General features: G+C 63.8%; 14 protein-coding genes. 6 read left to right on the forward strand and 8 right to left on the reverse strand.

Annotated elements, in window-relative coordinates; genetic code table 11:
• Window positions 1–6: 6 nt before the first annotated feature.
• Complete coding sequence (locus tag PCS43_RS04160) at window positions 7–615, reverse strand: TetR/AcrR family transcriptional regulator (RefSeq protein ID WP_075832324.1); 609 nt, start codon at window positions 613–615, stop codon at window positions 7–9.
• A 52-nt stretch (window positions 616–667) separates the two neighbouring features.
• Here PCS43_RS04160 and PCS43_RS04165 point away from each other — a divergent pair, with 52 nt between their 5' ends.
• The 3 genes from PCS43_RS04165 to PCS43_RS04175 are packed head-to-tail and all read left to right on the forward strand — an operon-like array spanning window position 668 to window position 2895.
• Entirely contained in the window at window positions 668–1606 is a 939-nt protein-coding gene (locus PCS43_RS04165; protein WP_161120897.1) for an alpha/beta hydrolase, read from the forward strand.
• A 10-nt stretch (window positions 1607–1616) separates the two neighbouring features.
• Window positions 1617–2564: a cation diffusion facilitator family transporter gene (locus PCS43_RS04170; protein ID WP_042452614.1), complete on the forward strand. Its 948-nt coding sequence runs from the start codon at window positions 1617–1619 to the stop codon at window positions 2562–2564.
• 28 nt (window positions 2565–2592) lie between these two features.
• Window positions 2593–2895, forward strand: a complete 303-nt coding sequence (locus PCS43_RS04175; protein WP_065351988.1) for a hypothetical protein — start codon at window positions 2593–2595, stop codon at window positions 2893–2895.
• 57 nt (window positions 2896–2952) lie between these two features.
• Here the strand turns inward: PCS43_RS04175 and epsC are convergent, their stop codons facing one another.
• The 6 genes from epsC to PCS43_RS04205 all read right to left on the reverse strand — a co-directional run bounded on the left by epsC (window position 2953) and on the right by PCS43_RS04205 (window position 9463).
• Window positions 2953–3531: a serine O-acetyltransferase EpsC gene (gene epsC / locus PCS43_RS04180; RefSeq protein WP_054187999.1), complete on the reverse strand. Its 579-nt coding sequence runs from the start codon at window positions 3529–3531 to the stop codon at window positions 2953–2955.
• Between the two features lie 5 nt (window positions 3532–3536).
• On the reverse strand, window positions 3537–4472 hold the full coding sequence (gene cysK / locus PCS43_RS04185; protein WP_003945916.1) for a cysteine synthase A: 936 nt from the start codon (window positions 4470–4472) through the stop codon (window positions 3537–3539).
• A 181-nt stretch (window positions 4473–4653) separates the two neighbouring features.
• Entirely contained in the window at window positions 4654–6483 is a 1830-nt protein-coding gene (locus PCS43_RS04190; RefSeq protein WP_003945806.1) for a phosphoenolpyruvate carboxykinase (GTP), read from the reverse strand.
• A 277-nt stretch (window positions 6484–6760) separates the two neighbouring features.
• Window positions 6761–7099, reverse strand: coding sequence for a DUF6802 family protein (locus tag PCS43_RS04195; protein WP_063314962.1), 339 nt, complete (start codon window positions 7097–7099; stop codon window positions 6761–6763).
• Window positions 7100–7233: 134 nt separating this feature from the next.
• Complete coding sequence (locus PCS43_RS04200; protein ID WP_245361541.1) at window positions 7234–8574, reverse strand: hypothetical protein; 1341 nt, start codon at window positions 8572–8574, stop codon at window positions 7234–7236.
• Window positions 8567–9463 carry a GTPase domain-containing protein gene (locus PCS43_RS04205; protein WP_209911800.1) on the reverse strand — a complete coding sequence of 299 codons (897 nt, stop codon included), beginning with the start codon at window positions 9461–9463 and terminating at the stop codon, window positions 8567–8569. The genes PCS43_RS04200 and PCS43_RS04205 overlap by 8 nt, the downstream gene beginning before the upstream one ends.
• A 199-nt stretch (window positions 9464–9662) precedes the next feature.
• Between PCS43_RS04205 and trmB the strand changes: the two genes are divergently transcribed.
• The 3 genes from trmB to PCS43_RS04220 are packed head-to-tail and all read left to right on the forward strand — an operon-like array spanning window position 9663 to window position 14075.
• Window positions 9663–10421 (forward strand): tRNA (guanosine(46)-N7)-methyltransferase TrmB, encoded by a 759-nt coding sequence (gene trmB / locus PCS43_RS04210; RefSeq protein WP_007734493.1) that lies wholly within the window; start codon window positions 9663–9665, stop codon window positions 10419–10421.
• Window positions 10418–11125, forward strand: a complete 708-nt coding sequence (locus PCS43_RS04215; protein ID WP_003945733.1) for an NYN domain-containing protein — start codon at window positions 10418–10420, stop codon at window positions 11123–11125. Before trmB ends, PCS43_RS04215 begins: the two co-directional genes overlap by 4 nt.
• Before the next feature lie 10 nt (window positions 11126–11135).
• Complete coding sequence (locus PCS43_RS04220; protein WP_007734492.1) at window positions 11136–14075, forward strand: MMPL family transporter; 2940 nt, start codon at window positions 11136–11138, stop codon at window positions 14073–14075.
• On the opposite strand, the gene PCS43_RS04225 is transcribed toward PCS43_RS04220, so the two are convergent.
• Window positions 14050–15912 (reverse strand): DUF2339 domain-containing protein, encoded by a 1863-nt coding sequence (locus tag PCS43_RS04225; protein ID WP_204856191.1) that lies wholly within the window; start codon window positions 15910–15912, stop codon window positions 14050–14052. The two genes, PCS43_RS04220 and PCS43_RS04225, sit on opposite strands and share 26 nt — an antisense overlap.
• Between the last annotated feature and the right edge of the window lie 80 nt (window positions 15913–15992).

Raw genomic sequence — 15992 nt, forward strand, 5'->3', positions numbered from 1 at the left:
ACCGGATCAGGATTCCGACGCGATCATCGATCTCGCCTGCCGCACGACGGCTTCCGTTCGCACTCGAAGTTCTTCGGGTGAATCCGATTCCAGCACAACCCGATGCACCTGACTGTCCACGGCAGTCACGGTCAGCCGCGACGTCAACAACGCATCCTCCGCACTGAAACCGTGGCTCTGGAGGTACTCCGAAAAGCCGAGTACCAGTTGACGATTCATTCCTTCGACCTGCTCGATGAGCTCACGCGTACGTGGAACCTGATCGTAGAGCAGGTGGAAGAACTCTCGCGGCTTACTGTTCACTTCGACCGCGCACTCCACCAACATCCTCACGGCCTCGTCCAGGGAGAGTTCGCGCTCGACGATGTCGGCAAGGCAGAGCGCAAAACTCTCCCGCGCAGCACTCACGTGACGGTTCGCCAACTCCGCAAGGATCTCGTACTTGTCGCTGAAATACTGGTAGAGCGAGCCCACCGACACCCCTGCTTCGTCAGCGATTCGGTTGGTGGTCGCTGCCATGGCTTCCGAAGCGAAAACGCGAGTAGCTGCCTCCAGGATCGCGTCGTAGGTAGCCCTCGAGCGCTGCTGGGAGGGCCTTTTCCGCCGAGTCGACACGGTCCTCCGATGCGAGTTGTCAGCCGCGACGCCGATACCGAGAATTGTGTAGGTGACCAGCGCCGATTACTCGAAGTTTATGCCCGACCGGTACACCGACCACATGCCGGCGCCGACCCCGACGTGGTGGGAGTGGAACGGCAACACCGTCCACGTCGCACGGGCCGTGGTTCCAGACGCGCCGGTTCGTGTTCTCGGCATCCACGGCGCCGGCGGCTACTCGGGCGCGTTGTGGCCGTTCGCCGGGATCGGCGTGAAACTCGGAGCCGAAGTCCTCTTCCCTGACCTTCCGCTGTACGGCGACACCGTCGTAGCCGATCCCGCCGGCGTCCGGTACGAGCAGTGGGTCGATCTCCTCTGCGATCTCGTCCGGGCCGAGAAGGCAGCCGACGATCGGCCGCTGGTGTTGTTGGGAGCCAGCATCGGCGGTCTGCTGGCCTACGAGGTAGCCGCGCGGACCGGTCTGGCCGACGCCGTCGTCGCTACCTGCCTGCTCGATCCCTCGGATCCATCGGCCAGAGCTGCCGCGGCGCGGTTCGGCCCGATGGGTGTCTACGGCACTCCCCTGATGCGGCGCACCGAACGACTGGTGGGCCGTATCCGCGTGCCCATCCGTTGGGTCGCCGACGTGGCGAACATGAGCAGCAATCGGGAGCTCGCAACGCTGTGCGCAACCGATCCGCGCGGTGGCGGTGTTCGGTTGCCACTCGGATTCCTCAGCAGCTACTTCTCGTTCGAGCACACCGCACCCGAAGCATTTCGGACGACGCCCGTTCTGCTCACCCACCCGGCCGACGACCGATGGACGCCACCCGAACTGAGCCTGCAGTTCCTCCGCCGCATCAACGCACCCACCGAATTCGTGATGCTGGACGGGTGCGGGCACTTTCCCGTCGAAGAGCCGGGCCTGACGCAGTTCCACGACGCCGTCGCCACACTGCTGCACTCCGTCGCCGAGCGTCACCGCACGAAACCGTCGTCACCCGCCTAGCCTGAGAATCGTGAGCACCGAAACGGAAGCATCGGCCGACGAGAGCACCACGACGGTCGTACTGGCGTTTGCGGCGAACGCGCTGATCGCCGGTGCCAAGACGGCGGCCGCCATCGTCACCGGATCTGCATCGATGGTCGCAGAGGCCACCCACTCCTGGGCCGATACCGGCAACGAAGTGCTGCTGCTGATCGCGAACCGCCGCTCGAAAAGGGTTCCCGACCGAGACCAGCCACTCGGCTACGGCCGGGAGGCATACATCTGGTCGATGTTCGCCGCTCTCGGACTGTTTGCACTCGGCGCGGGTGTCTCGATCACTCATGGCATCCAGGAACTGTTCCATTCCGAACCGGCGTCCGACTTCGGTGTCGCCTACGCCGTCCTCGGCGTCTCGTTCATCCTCGAAGGCATCTCGTTCCGGCAGGCGTACAAACAACTCCGAAACGAAGCGTCCGCCGTGAACCGCGACGTCATGACCCAGGCACTCAACACATCCGACCCGACGACTCGGGCCGTGTTCGCCGAAGATGCTGCGGCACTTATCGGTTTGGTCATCGCGTTCGTCGGTGTTCTGTTGCACCAGGTCACCGGTTCGCCGATCCCCGACGCCCTCGGCTCCATCTTCGTCGGCATTCTCCTCGGGGTCATCGCAATCATTCTGATAGATCGGAACCGCCGCTTCCTGGTCGGCGAAGAGGCCTCACCGACGCTGCGGGCAGCAGCCGTCGAAGCTCTCACTCAACTACCCGAAATCAACCGAATCACGTTCCTACGCATGGAATACCTCGGGCCGCGGCAGGTCTACCTGGTGGCCAGCGTCGACCTGGTCGGTGACTACGCGGAATCCCGTGTGGCCCACACGTTGCGCGAACTCGAGCGCTCACTCGAGCAGAGCCCACGTGTCGTGCGGGCGATCCTGACCCTCTCGACCCCCGAAGAACCGTCGATCACAGTCTGAACTTCCTGCCGGGCGATAGGCTCGGGCGATGCGCACACTGATCGTGATTCTGGCGGTTCTGGGATTTGTCGTCGGGGGAATTCCCCTGGTGGGCAGTCTGATCGACGTGATGACCAGCCCTGACGAGACCATCGTCTATCAGGGTTCCTACGTACCGTTCCGGGACGTGCAGATGGCTCGGGACTACGAGTCGACAATAGCCACCGCCTACGAACCCTTAGACGGACCGCGCTGGCTCGTCCTGGCCTGCTATCCCTTGATCGGAGCAGCACTGGGCGCTCTGACTGCCGTCGTACTGGGACGTCGCGGGTGGCACCTGACGCGAGCCTGAGCAGACGCCGATGGCCACCCGTCGTCTACACGAGGGGTGGCCATCCGAGGAATACGTTCAGATGTACATCGCAGGGTCGATGTAACTGTTCGGGTCCACCAGTTTTTCCTTGGTGGTCCGTGGCCGCGCCACCGCCGGGATACCCGTCGCGATGGATTCGGCCGGAACATCTCTGGTGACAACGGCATTGGCGCCGATAGCGCTACCTTCACCGATGACGACAGGTCCGAGGATCTTGGCACCAGCGCCGACGGTTACCCGATCACCCAGCGTCGGGTGACGTTTGACCTGTTCGAGCGAGCGACCACCGAGAGTGACGCCGTGATAGAGCATCACGTCGTTACCGACCTCGGCCGTCTCCCCGATCACGACGCCCATGCCGTGGTCGATGAAGAACCGTCGACCGATGGTGGCACCGGGATGAATCTCGATGCCGGTGACGAAGCGTGTCAGCTGCGAGAGCACTCGCGCCGGGCCGCGTAGCGCAGGGACGGCCCACATGCGATGTGCAACCCGATGCGCCCAAATAGCATGCAGCCCTGAATAAACGAGCGCGTTCTCCGCATTGCTGCGCGCGGCAGGATCCTGACCGCGCGCAGCCTGCAGGTCCTCGCGAATTGTCCCGAGGATACTCACAAGTCTCAGTCCCGGATGTGTTCGAACAGCGGGGTGGAGATGTAACGCTCGCCGAAGTCACACACGACAGCCACGATCAGCTTGCCGGCGTTTTCCGGACGCTTCGCCAACTCGAGTGCTGCCCAGACGATGGCGCCGGACGAGATGCCGCCCAGGATGCCTTCCTTGGTGCCGAGTGCGCGAGCGACCTCGATGGAATCGGGGAACGAGACGTCGATGATCTCGTCGTAGATCTCGCGATCGAGGACGTCGGGCACGAAGTTCGCGCCGATTCCCTGGATCTTGTGGGGGCCGGGCTGGCCACCGTTGAGGATCGGCGAGTCGATGGGCTCGACGCCCACGATCTTGACCTCGGGCTTGTACTTGCGAAGGGTGCGTCCGACGCCGGTGATGGTGCCGCCGGTGCCGATGCCGGACACGAAGATGTCGACGGCGCCGTCGGTGTCGGCCCAGACCTCTTCGCCCGTCGTTGCCTCGTGGATGGCCGGGTTGGCCGGGTTCGCGAACTGGCTGGCCGAGACAGCGTTCTCGGTCTGCTCGACGATTTCCTTGGCCTTGGCGACCGCACCGGCCATGCCCTCGGATCCCGGGGTCAGCACGATCTCGGCGCCGTAAGCACGCAGCATCACGCGACGCTCGGTGGACATGGTCTCGGGCATGGTCAGGATGACCTTGTAGCCGCGAGCAGCACCGACCATGGCGAGTGCGATACCCGTGTTACCGCTGGTTCCCTCGACGATGGTGCCACCGGGCTTGAGTGCACCGGACTTCTCGGCGGCGTCGATAATCGCCACGCCGATCCGGTCCTTGACGCTGTTGGCCGGGTTGTAGAACTCGAGCTTGACGGCGACCTGTGCGTCCAGGCCCTCGGTCAGACGGTTGAGCCGCACGATCGGGGTGCGCCCGACCAATTCGGTCACGTTGTTGTAGATCCCGCTCATATCTGGTCCTCCTGAGGATCGAGTGTGTCGACCCGCTCGCTGATCACTGCTTTACGGCTGAACTGCATAACGGCTGAACTGCTTAACGGCTACAGGCAAGGGCATACAGACGACCGATGCCGCATCGGTTCATCAAATTGAACCAATGCGGCATCAGGCCACTACATACGGGGGCGGTTTATCAGGCCAACCGCTGCTTCAGAGCTTCGAACTCGTCGCGAATGCCGGTCGGCAGCTTCTCGCCGACGAAGTCGAACCACTCTTCGATGAGCGGGATCTCGGCCTTCCACTCGTCGATGTTGACCGCGAGGGCCTCGGTGATGTCGGCGTCCGACACGTCCAGGCCTTCGATGTCGAGTGCCGATCCGGTGGGAACGACGCCGATCGGGGTGTCGATACCGGCAGCCTTGTGCTCGATACGCTCGACGATCCACTTCAGGACGCGAGAGTTCTCGCCGAAGCCTGGCCACAGGAAGCGTCCGTCGTCGCCGCGGCGGAACCAGTTGACGTAGAAGACCTTGGGGAGCTTGGACGCGTCCGCGGACTTGCCGAGGTCGATCCAGTGCTGGAAGTAGTCACCGACGTTGTAGCCGAGGAACGGCAGCATTGCCATCGGATCGCGGCGAACCGTACCGACCTGGCCTTCGGCTGCTGCGGTCTGCTCGGAGCCGACCGTTGCACCCATGAAGACGCCGTGCTGCCAGTCGCGAGCCTCGGTGACCAGCGGAACCGTCGTCTTGCGGCGTCCGCCGAACAGGATTGCCGAGATCGGCACGCCCTTCGGGTCGTCCCACTCGGGAGCCATGATCGGGCACTGCGACATCGGGGTGCAGTAACGCGAGTTGGGATGAGCCGCATGGGTGCCCGACTCGGGCGTCCACTCGTTGCCCTTCCAGTCGATCAGGTGCTGCGGGTCGCCTTCGAGGCCTTCCCACCAGACGTCACCGTCGTCAGTCAGAGCGACGTTGGTGAAGACCGTGTTGCCCTGGTCGATGGTGCGCATGGCGTTGGGGTTCGACGACCAGTTGGTGCCGGGAGCCACGCCGAAGAAACCGAATTCCGGGTTGACGGCGTACAGCTGTCCGTCCTCACCGAAACGCATCCAGGCGATGTCGTCACCGAGGGTCTCGGCGCGCCACCCGGGGATGGTCGGCTGGATCATCGCGAGGTTGGTCTTGCCACAAGCGGAGGGGAATGCCGCCGCGATGTAGTAGGCCTTGTCCTCGGGCGAGATGAGCTTGAGGATGAGCATGTGCTCGGCCAGCCAGCCCTCGTCGTGCGCCATTGCCGAGGCGATACGCAGCGAGTAGCACTTCTTGCCCAGGAGAGCGTTTCCGCCGTAGCCGGAACCGAAGCTCCAGATCTCACGATCCTCGGGGAAGTGGGTGATGTACTTGGTGTCGTTGCACGGCCACGCGACGTCTTCCTGGCCTTCGGCCAGCGGAGCGCCCAGCGAGTGCAGCGCCTTGACGAAGAATCCGTCGGTGCCGAGCTTGTCGAGAACCTTGCTGCCCATGCGGGTCATGACGCGCATGGATACGACGACGTACTCGGAATCGGTGAGCTCGACGCCCAGCTTCGGGTCCTCGGCGTCGAGGGGGCCCATGCAGAACGGCACGACGTACATGGTGCGTCCACGCATGCAACCGCGGTACAGGTCACCCATGAGGGTGCGCATCTCCGCCGGGTCCATCCAGTTGTTGGTGGGACCTGCGTCGATTTCTTCCTTCGAGCAGATGTACGTACGCGATTCGACTCGCGCGACATCGGACGGATCGGAGTTGCCGAGGAAAGAGTTCGGCTTCTTCTCGTCGTTGAGGCGGGTGAAGGTTCCTGCCTCGACCAACTTCGTTGTCAGTCGGTCCCATTCTTCGTCCGAGCCGTCTGCGAAGACGACGCGATCAGGCTGGGTGAGTTCGGCAACCTCTTGCACCCATGCAAGCAGTTCCTTGTGCTGCGTGGGGGGCGTGCCGTCAGTTCCATTGAGACCGGGAATGGTCGCTGAGGTCATCAAACTCTCCTGGGGTGAGCCGGAACCGGGTTCTCGTGACACCGGATGCGAACTGCAGCGCCCCGATACCAGTCGATCCCGGTGTCCCCCTCTCGACGGGGTCCAGCCGCGTCATCCACTCACGTGGATTTCACGGACGCCGGGTGTCCTATGTATTGAGGTTAACGCTGGCTGTTCACCTGCAGGTAATCGGGTGCGGTCAGAAATGTCACAGAAACGATTCAGTTGGTGTGTTCAGGTGCCTACCCGGCGCTCAGAGCACATAAACGGAAGCTTTTTAGAGCGCTCCGGCATCGATTTTCTGCCACACGAGGGCGCCTTCGTCGTCTCGACTGCATTCCCAGGCCGAGTAGTCGCCGTCCGACTCGATCATCGTGAGGCGATCGGCGCTACCGTCGCGATCGAAATCGGACACGATCACGACAGCGTCGTCGGAGTGGACGACACGGCTGTCGACCGTTCCGTCACCGTCCAAGTCGAAGGCGTCGAAGTTCAGGTCGCCGGCATCGACCGGTCCCGACGCGGGCCCGAAGGTCTCGGGCTCGATACGCCCAGGATCGAGCGCTTCGGCTTCGTGCCCGTCGATGTGTCCGGCCGTGATCAGAAATGCTTCCACTACTCCCCCTACTGGATGGTGACCTACTGCTTCGGCAACCCCTACCGAAACCGTCCGCTCAGTATTACCAGACCCCGACGATCAGTCGTGGCCGAAATTGCGGCACTGTGGAGAACTCTGCGCTCGCGAAATGATCAGTAGGCGGTGTTCAAAACGGCGAGGTCGCGCTCGCACGACGCGAGCTGACCCGATCTGGCCGCGGCGAGCTCACGAAGTTCACCGTCGATCTCCACGATTCGAGCCTGCGCCGACGCCAACTGCTCGCGACTCTCCGCCATGATCGCCGCTCCCAGATCCGCCTCGGCCTCGAGCAGCACGCTCTGCACTCGCTGCTCCCACTGAGCGCGAACCGCCGACATCGATTCGACGATCCACGACCTGGAGTGGGCACGATCGGCCGTCAGCCCGCGAGTTCGCGCCAACCACCACGCCGCGGCGCCACCCAGAATCAACGTCACGGGGATACTTGCGAACTCCAAGGCCGGAATCATTTCCAGCGGAGTCACTGCGATACGGCCGAGGCCGAGACCCGCGGACGCGCCGACAAGAATTGTCACCCGGTCCTCGTTTCCGCGCTGACGGCCCGGCAGGCCCTCCGGAATCTGCGGGGAAGGCATGTATCCGTTCGTCCCCGCAGATTCCACCGCTGCCGCCATCGCGGCGTCGAACACCCGGGTGTGGTGGTCGACCTCGTGCTGCAGTCGCGTCGGCACGCTGCCCAATTCGGCTCGCGAGGCCGTGTCGACCCAGGCACGTGCCCCGGCGACCGTCGCCCGGGTTGCCTCGGCGATTTGTTGTGACAGATCCCCGCGCGCTCGTTGTAGTCGGCTTCGCACCTGCACCAGGCGTTCGCCTCGCCGGCCGTCACGGTCTGCGAGCAGCTGCGATCGCTCGGCCCGCAATTCGGCACCAGGAACACTGTCACGTAGATTCCGGATCTCCATCTCGATCATCCGGCGCGTCTGTGCGATGACTCCGGAATCCGAACCACCTGCTTCCCTCTCCCGTGCCGCCCGGCTCACGACCGCAACGAGTGACTGCTCCTGACCAGGCGCAATCGGGACCACCGGAGCCTGAGCAAAAGCGGTGCAGTGCGAAGCGAGAATCTCGGCATCACGCCGGCGCACCGCCTGCCAGTCTCGATAGACGTCGACGCGGGTCAGCGCCACCACCACCGGGGTTCCGCTCGCCGCAGCGTCGCCGAGGAGAAGGAGATCCTCGCGTCCGATCACACTGGCGGCGTCGACGACCAGAAGTACGACGTCGGCGTCCACCTCGCGTGTCACTGACGAACAATCATCCGAAGCATCGAACATCTGCGCGACGTCTTCCCGTCCACACCTTGGTGGACCGACAACGTAAATGCGAGTGCCACTGGATGTTTCGGCGGCGACCCGGCGACCCGGATCGGATGCCGGATTCCATCGCTGCACCACGCGCAGCACCGAATCCGGAAGTACCGAAACGCTATTCATCGGTCACCGCCGGGGCAGAGCGATCGCCTCCGAGCTGCGCCCACCGACGCACATACCCGCGTCGAATCAGTGAGACCCGTTGTTGCGGACACTGTTCCGACTCGTCCACGAGCTCGCTCCACCGCCGGCTGCACGTGCCCGCGTCGTCAGCGGTACGAGGATCGGGAGGCTCGCCTTGACGCAGGGCTCGAATTTCGGGGCTCATCATCGCCGCCGCAGCGCCGAACAACACCGCGGAGTCCGAACTCAGATACAACTCGATCTCGTCCCTGCCCGCAATGCTGCGCGAGGCAGATCGCCTCAGCGCCGGGCCGATCTGCTCGACCCGGCCCCACCACTGCGCCTCCAGAACAGGTCCGAGAGCCGCGAACAACTCTTCGACGCCGCGCCCGGTCAGTGTCTCCACCGGAACCGTGGGCACGCCGACGTTCTCCGAGATTTCCGCCGCCCGTCCCAGCGCCTCGTCCCAGCGCGGACCGAACAAGTCAGCCTTGTTCGCAGCGACGACCACACGATCGGAAACTCGAGCAATGGCTCGGCCGTCGACGTCGCGGACCGCGTCGACCACCACGTAGACAACGCAACGACGACCCAGATCGGGGTTCGACGTTCCAGGGACATCGAATGCCCTCGACTCGGTCACCACAACCGGTGCGCCGACAACTCTGCGCGAGAACCGGTCGTCGCGCCTCAGGATTCGCGCCAAAGACGACCGCCCCACCCCGGCCCGTCCGGCGACCACCAGCTCGAGCGGCGCAGTCAGCGATCCGAGCACCGAGTGGACCGCCTCTGCGGCTCCCGAATCGATCGATGTCAGCCGATATGCCAGAGCGCGCAGCTGATCGATCGGCTCCGAGCAGGCGTCGTCGATCGATTCTGCGGGCAACATTCGTGACCAATTACTGCATGCAAATCCTGTGTTCATCCCCACCCCACGTCCCCATCGTGTCGGTGAGATTCTGTCAGGTTCTCGGCAAGGACGGCAGGTGACACCACCCTTTCGCCGACAGTCCGAAGTCGACGGTTTCAGGACTTTCCGTGGAAAGTCTCAACTCAAACTTCAGACCCGTCTGCGCTAAACGGGGGTCATGCGTGACAATGGGTTCGTGAACGAAGCCGATCAGCATGCACCGCAGACCCCTGACACGGGGCAGACGGACCACACCAAGGGGTCCCGTCTCCATCCGAGAGTGACCAGCTTTCGCTCTCGCCGGGGTGCGCTGACCGACGCACAGCAGCAGGCTTGGGACCGTCAGTGGCCGCTCATCGGCGCCGACGTCTCGGACACACCGCTCGACGCGAACGCCTGGTTCGGACGCGAGGCACCCCTGATCATCGAGATCGGTTCGGGTACCGGCACCGCGACGGCCGCTATGGCCAAGGCGGAACCGCACGTGAACCTGATCGCGATCGAGGTGTACCGCCCCGGGCTCGCGCAGCTTCTCCAGCAGGTCGAACGCGAAGAAATTCCCAACGTGCGCGTACTGCGCGGTGACGCGATGGACGTACTCGAGAACATGGTCGCCCCCGAGTCCCTGACAGGCGTCCGGGTGTTCTTCCCGGATCCGTGGCCCAAGGCCCGCCATCACAAGCGTCGCCTCCTGCAGGGGCCGACGTTCTCGCTGATCGCCAACCGCCTCAAGCCCGGCGGAGTGCTGCACGTGGCAACCGATCACGCCGAGTACGCCGAATGGATCGAAGAAGCCGGCAATGCCGAGCCGCTGCTGACCGCACTCGACTGGGAGTCTCCGATGACCCACGAGCGTCCGGTCACCAAGTTCGAGGACAAAGCCCATAAGGTCGGAAGTGCAATCACCGAGCTTATATGGGGGAAGATCAGAGCATGAGCGTCAGCGAACAGCTATCCGACGACGTGACGTCGTCGGAATCTCCTCTCGACTTCGGTCGTGACTCCCGCCACCCCAAGCGGGTGCTTCTGGTCTGGGACGCCCCTAACCTCGACATGGGCCTCGGCGCCATCCTCGGTGGCCGGCCTACCGCCGCCTACCGGCCACGATTCGACGCTTTGGGTCGTTGGCTGCTCTCTCGCACCGCCGAACTGTCCGCACAGAACAGCGGCACGCTCGAGCCTGAAGCGACCGTCTTCACCAACATCGCGTCCGGCAGCGCCGACGTCGTTCGTCCTTGGGTCGAAGCCTTGCGTAACGTGGGTTTCGCGGTGTTCGCCAAGCCGAAGGTCGATGAAGACAGCGATGTCGATTCGGACATGCTCGAGCACATCGCGCTCCGGTACGGCGAGGGCCTCGCCGGAATCATGGTCGCGTCCGCCGACGGCCAAGCGTTCCGCGAACCTCTCGAGGACATCGCAGCAACCGGTATCCCGGTCCAGGTTCTCGGGTTCCGTGAACACGCCAGCTGGGCTGTGTCGTCCGATATCTTGGACTTCGTCGATCTCGAGGACATCCCAGGTGTCTTCCGTGAGCCTCTGCCACGGGTAAGCCTGGACACCCTGCCCGACGAGGGCGCCTGGTTGCAGCCGTTCCGACCGCTTTCTGCCCTGCTCATCGGGCGAAAAAGTGTTGCCGAGTAGGAGTTGATCAGTGTTCGCCAGCTGGGGAAGCATCGTCTATCGAGCCCGCTTCACCGTCATCGCTGTCATGGTGGCGGGGCTCCTCGGGCTCGCTGCGTACGGCCTGAGCCTGCAGGATCATCTCAGCCAGAGCGGCTGGGACGATCCGGGGTCGGAATCGGTAGAGGCTGCCAAACTCGCTGACGGCACGTTCGGACGCAGCACGACGGGTGACGTTCTGGCGCTGTACACGGCGCCGGAGGGCAAGACCGTCGACGACCCCGAGTTCCAAGCGAAGGTCATCGACAATCTGCAGCGACTCGTCGCCGACAACCCCGACCAGATCATGAAGATCAACGGCTCGTACTTCAAGGTCGACAACGGTCTCTCGGTGGCGGCCCTGGCGGACAAGACCAAGCAACACGCGGTCACCAGCATCGCGATCGCCGGAGACAACGACACCGCGGTGTCCAACAACTTCCGCGACGTCGAGTCGCAGTTCTACATCGACGGCGTCGACGTGCAACTCGCCGGCCTGCAACCTGTCGCGAATTCGCTCAACGACACGATGGCCAACGACATCAAGCGCATGGAAATGCTCGCGATTCCTGCTGTCGGTGTCCTGCTGTTCTTCGTCTTCGGTGGCGTCGTCGCTGCTGCCCTCCCGTTGATCGTCGGCGGTCTGACCGTCATCGGCGCCAACGGCATCATTCGACTGATCACCAACTTCACCGAGGTCAACGCGTTTGTTGCGCCCGTGGTCTCTCTGGTCGGCCTGGGTCTCGCGATCGACTACGGACTGTTCATCGTCAGCCGTTTCCGAGAAGAGATAGCCGAGGGGTACGACACCCCGACCGCTGTACGCCGAACGGTCATGACGGCGGGTAGAACGGTCATGTTCTCGGCGACCATGGTTGCCGTCAGCCTCGGCGGTCTGCTGTTGTTCCCGCAGGGCTTCCTCAAATCGGTGGCTTACGGCGCCATTGCTGCCGTCATGCTTGCCGCGATCTCGTCCATCACGATTCTTCCCGCTATTCTCGGCATTCTCGGCAAGCGGATCGACGCGCTGACCTTCAAGAAGCTGCGCCAGACCAAGACCAACGAGGAAATCGAGAACGGTTTCTGGGGCAAGCTCACCCGCTGGGTCATGCAGCATCCGCTCAAGGTCGCGGTCCCGATCGTCGCGGCTCTACTGCTGATGATCATTCCGCTGACGGGCATCAAGTTCGGCGGTATCAACGAGACGTACCTGCCCCCGGACAGCCCCACGCGTGTCGCGCAGGCGCAGTTCGACGAACTCTTCCCCGGCAATCGCACCGAGCCCGTTCGACTCGTCATCGAGGGAGCCGACAACACCACCCTCGGTCAGATTTCCAAGACCGCAAATGCTGCGCCGGGTCTGGTCGAGAAGTTCACCCCGGAGGTTGCGACGAAGGACGGTGTCAACGTCCTCAAGGCCGGTCTGACGGAGCGGAACGAGGCACGTCCCACCATCGACTATCTGCGGTCCGCGGACTGGCCCGAGGGCACAACTGTGCTGGTCGGCGGTACTCCGGCCATCGAGCAGGACAGCGTCGACGCATTGCTCGATCGTCTGCCGCTGATGGTCGTATCCGTCATCCTGCTGACGACCTTGCTGATGTTCTTGACGTTCGGCTCGCTCGTCCTGCCCATCAAGGCCGCATTGATGAGCGCGCTCGGACTGGGTTCGACGCTCGGAATCCTGACCTGGATCTTCATCGACGGGCACGGTTCCGGTCTCTTGAACTTCACGCCGGGACCGATCATGTCTCCCGTCCTGGTGTTGATCATCGCGATCGTCTACGGCCTGTCGACCGACTACGAAGTGTTCCTGCTCTCCCGCATGGTCGAAGCGCGAGCGCAGGGCGCGAGTACTACCGAATCCATCCGTATCGGCACGGCACATACCGGCCGGATCATCACCGCTGCCGCACTGATTCTGATCGTGGTCACCGGCGCATTCGGCTTGTCCGATCTGGTGATGATGAAATACATCTCCTACGGCATGATCTCCGCGCTGATCATCGACGCGACTCTCATCCGAATGTTCCTGGTCCCCGCGACCATGAAACTGCTCGGCGACGACTGCTGGTGGGCTCCGGCCTGGATGAAGCGGATCCAGCAGAAGATCGGGCTGGGCGAGCCGATCCTCGACAACGAGCTGGTACTCGCGAACGTCCCGCAGATCGCGCCTGTCGGTGCGATCGCCGGACCGGGGCAGCCGCGCAAGATCGAAGCGGCCTCGCGGGTCATGCCGCCGCCTGCCCCGGCTGCACAGCCGGAAAGCGGACCTCGCGTTCCCGATCCTCTCACCGAGCCCATTCCGCTCAGCGAAATGGCGATCAAGGCACCCAACACGGAGGCTCCCGCCGCCGAGAAGCCGGCACCGCGACGTCGTCTGGATATCGGGAGTGCAGCCAGCGCCCCCCAGAACCTGATCGAGGCACCTGTACCCAATCCCTCGTACCGGCCGCAACCGAATGCCAGCGACAAGCGCAGAAACCCCACGCCCGCTGCGCCGGCCGAGCGTCCCATCGAGAGTTGGTTGTCGGACCTGCGGGCCCGGGAACAGACTCCGCCGGCCTCACGTCCACTGCCGGTGGTCCGGACGCCTTCGCGGACAAACGGTTCGGCGACCAACGGTGCTGCCAGCAGCAGTTCAGGCTCCAACGGCGCGAGCCGGAACGGCTCCGCAAACGGTGCTACCAACGGCTCTGCAACAAACGGTTCAGCCCCGACCTCGGTGGAGGCGACCCCCCAGTCGCCGCCTCCACCGACCGCTCCGGAGCGTCGTAACGGGGTTTTCACGGATTCGCCTTCGCCTACCAACGAGCCCCGAGTCTCGGACGCCACCCCTGACGGCGACGACAACGCCACCGGCAGGCACCGGCCTGACGACGCAGGCGCCATCAGCGTGAGCGAGCTCATCGCTCGCCAGAAGCGAAGCTGACCTGCTCCTGCTCCTGCTTGGCGAAGGCTCGTGCATAACGTGTCCCGACCAGCAGGAGCAGCAAGCCGACCACCAGGAAGGCAACGCTACGCACCAGCCCACTGAGTGTGGCCAGGTCGAAGAGGAACAGCTTTGCCACGGCCGCACTGGTGAGAGCAAGCCCGGCTCCGAGCAAGACGCGAGCGTGCTGGCGGTTGTTCAATCCGAGCACCAGCGCTGACGTGGCGGCAAGCATCCAGACGATGGTTGCAACGCTGTGCCCGGCAACGAAACCGGTTGCACTGTCGAAAATTTCGACGCCGGATGAGACGAGCGCGCATGTCACCGCGTAGAGGACACCGAACCCTGCGGCCGCCCATAGAACCGCTGCATTCGAATCGGCAATCAACTTCAGTCGGTGAATCGCCCAGACCAGCATCACCAGTGCACCTATCGCCGTCAGGCTCGAGAGTGCCGTGATCGCACCGAGTTGCATGGATGCGGCGCGAGCGGTCGTCAACGCCTCCGGCGGAACCGTCGTGAGGTATCCGATCGATCCGATTGCCGCAAAGGCGGTTCCGAGTGCGAAGACGAAGCGCGAACCCGCATACAGCGAGACTCCGAGGAAGATCATTCCGACCGTGAGGATCAGCGGTACGACCAGAGATTCAGTCGCCCCGGAGAAGCAGCAGAGCAACAATGCGAGGGCGCCGGTTGCGCCCAGTCCGAATCGCAGTTGCGTCGGCAAAGGCTTGGCCGCCGCTGCAGCCGAAAGAAGTAGTGCCGCAGCAATTCCGTACAGCACTGCGGATTCGGTGCGCCCGAGCACGGCTCCGACGCTCATCAGCGGAAGGGACGAGACGACAAAGGTAGCGGTGGACCACGCCCCTGCAATGCCGTCACGCGAGGGCGAACCCGTCCACTGCATAACCATCGCGCAGCCGGCCCCCACGATTGCAACCACGCCGGCACTGATCACCAATTGCACTGCACTGTTACCGGATTCGCCGAAGATGGACTCCGACGCTATCGCTGCGAGCAGTGCGAGAACCACCGGTACGGTGCGCGCCATGCCCAGGTACTTCCAGTCACGACCGAGCTGGGCGGAGAATGTCGCCGACTGGATCGCGAAGAGGAAACCGATGAGGGTCAACGATATTCCCGACGTCAACACGGGAGCCAGGAGCGCTGCTCCCAGAACGATCATGAGCGCCAGCGATTCGGAATCCCACTTCACGGCGAGGGCAACGCCGGCGGCGGCGATTCCGAAGGCAATCACCACCGCGAGCGGTGTCGTCACCCAACCGTAGAGAACGGAGGCTGCGACGACATCGAGATACATCCCTGCAAAACCGGTGGCAGCCAGGGCAATTGCCCCCACTTTGCCCCCTGGTCGTCCGTGGACCCGCACCCCGGCAAACACCAAGGCGCCGGAAAGGAGCGCACCGCCGAGCACCCGCAGCGGAGGTCCGAAGAATCCGGCCTGCGCTGCAAGTACCAGCAGCATCACGACGCCGATCAGTGTGACGGCAACACCTGCCGCGGCCAGGAGTCGACTGATGACACCGTCGCGTTGCCACCAGGGCTGGCGAGGTGCCGCAACCGGATACGTCGGCGGCTGCCACGCGGGCACGCTCTGCTGAGGAGGCATTGGTGGCACCTGCGGCACCTGTGGCGCCGGAGCTGCGGGTGCCGGAACTACCGGCATGGGCGGGATCGCAGTAGCCGAGGCCAGCTGAGTCTGCAGGATCGACAGGTTCTGGCCCATGTGACGCAACTGCCGGCCGATGCTGTCGCACTCGGCCGAGAGGGCGGTCACCAGTCGCGGATCGACGGCGGAAGAGCTCGGTGTGGTCATGGCTTCGAGCTTGCTGCGTGGCCGAACCGATCAGATGAGTAGTACTACTCGATCAGCCTGGGGACTTCTCGTACTCAACT

The sequence above is a fragment of the Rhodococcus sp. C-2 genome (assembly GCF_027854095.1).
Taxonomy (GTDB): domain Bacteria; phylum Actinomycetota; class Actinomycetes; order Mycobacteriales; family Mycobacteriaceae; genus Rhodococcus_F; species Rhodococcus_F qingshengii.

What these genes read in the sequence shown, in the direction of transcription:
- PCS43_RS04175 (WP_065351988.1), top strand. Translation starts at nt 2,593, where the DNA reads ATGCGCACACTGATCGTGATTCTGGCGGTTCTGGGATTTGTCGTCGGG.
- cysK (WP_003945916.1), bottom strand. Translation starts at nt 4,472, where the DNA reads ATGAGCGGGATCTACAACAACGTGACCGAATTGGTCGGGCGCACCCCG.
- PCS43_RS04190 (WP_003945806.1), bottom strand. Translation starts at nt 6,483, where the DNA reads ATGACCTCAGCGACCATTCCCGGTCTCAATGGAACTGACGGCACGCCC.
- PCS43_RS04200 (WP_245361541.1), bottom strand. Translation starts at nt 8,574, where the DNA reads ATGAATAGCGTTTCGGTACTTCCGGATTCGGTGCTGCGCGTGGTGCAG.
- PCS43_RS04205 (WP_209911800.1), bottom strand. Translation starts at nt 9,463, where the DNA reads ATGTTGCCCGCAGAATCGATCGACGACGCCTGCTCGGAGCCGATCGAT.
- trmB (WP_007734493.1), top strand. Translation starts at nt 9,663, where the DNA reads ATGCGTGACAATGGGTTCGTGAACGAAGCCGATCAGCATGCACCGCAG.
- PCS43_RS04215 (WP_003945733.1), top strand. Translation starts at nt 10,418, where the DNA reads ATGAGCGTCAGCGAACAGCTATCCGACGACGTGACGTCGTCGGAATCT.
- PCS43_RS04225 (WP_204856191.1), bottom strand. Translation starts at nt 15,912, where the DNA reads ATGACCACACCGAGCTCTTCCGCCGTCGATCCGCGACTGGTGACCGCC.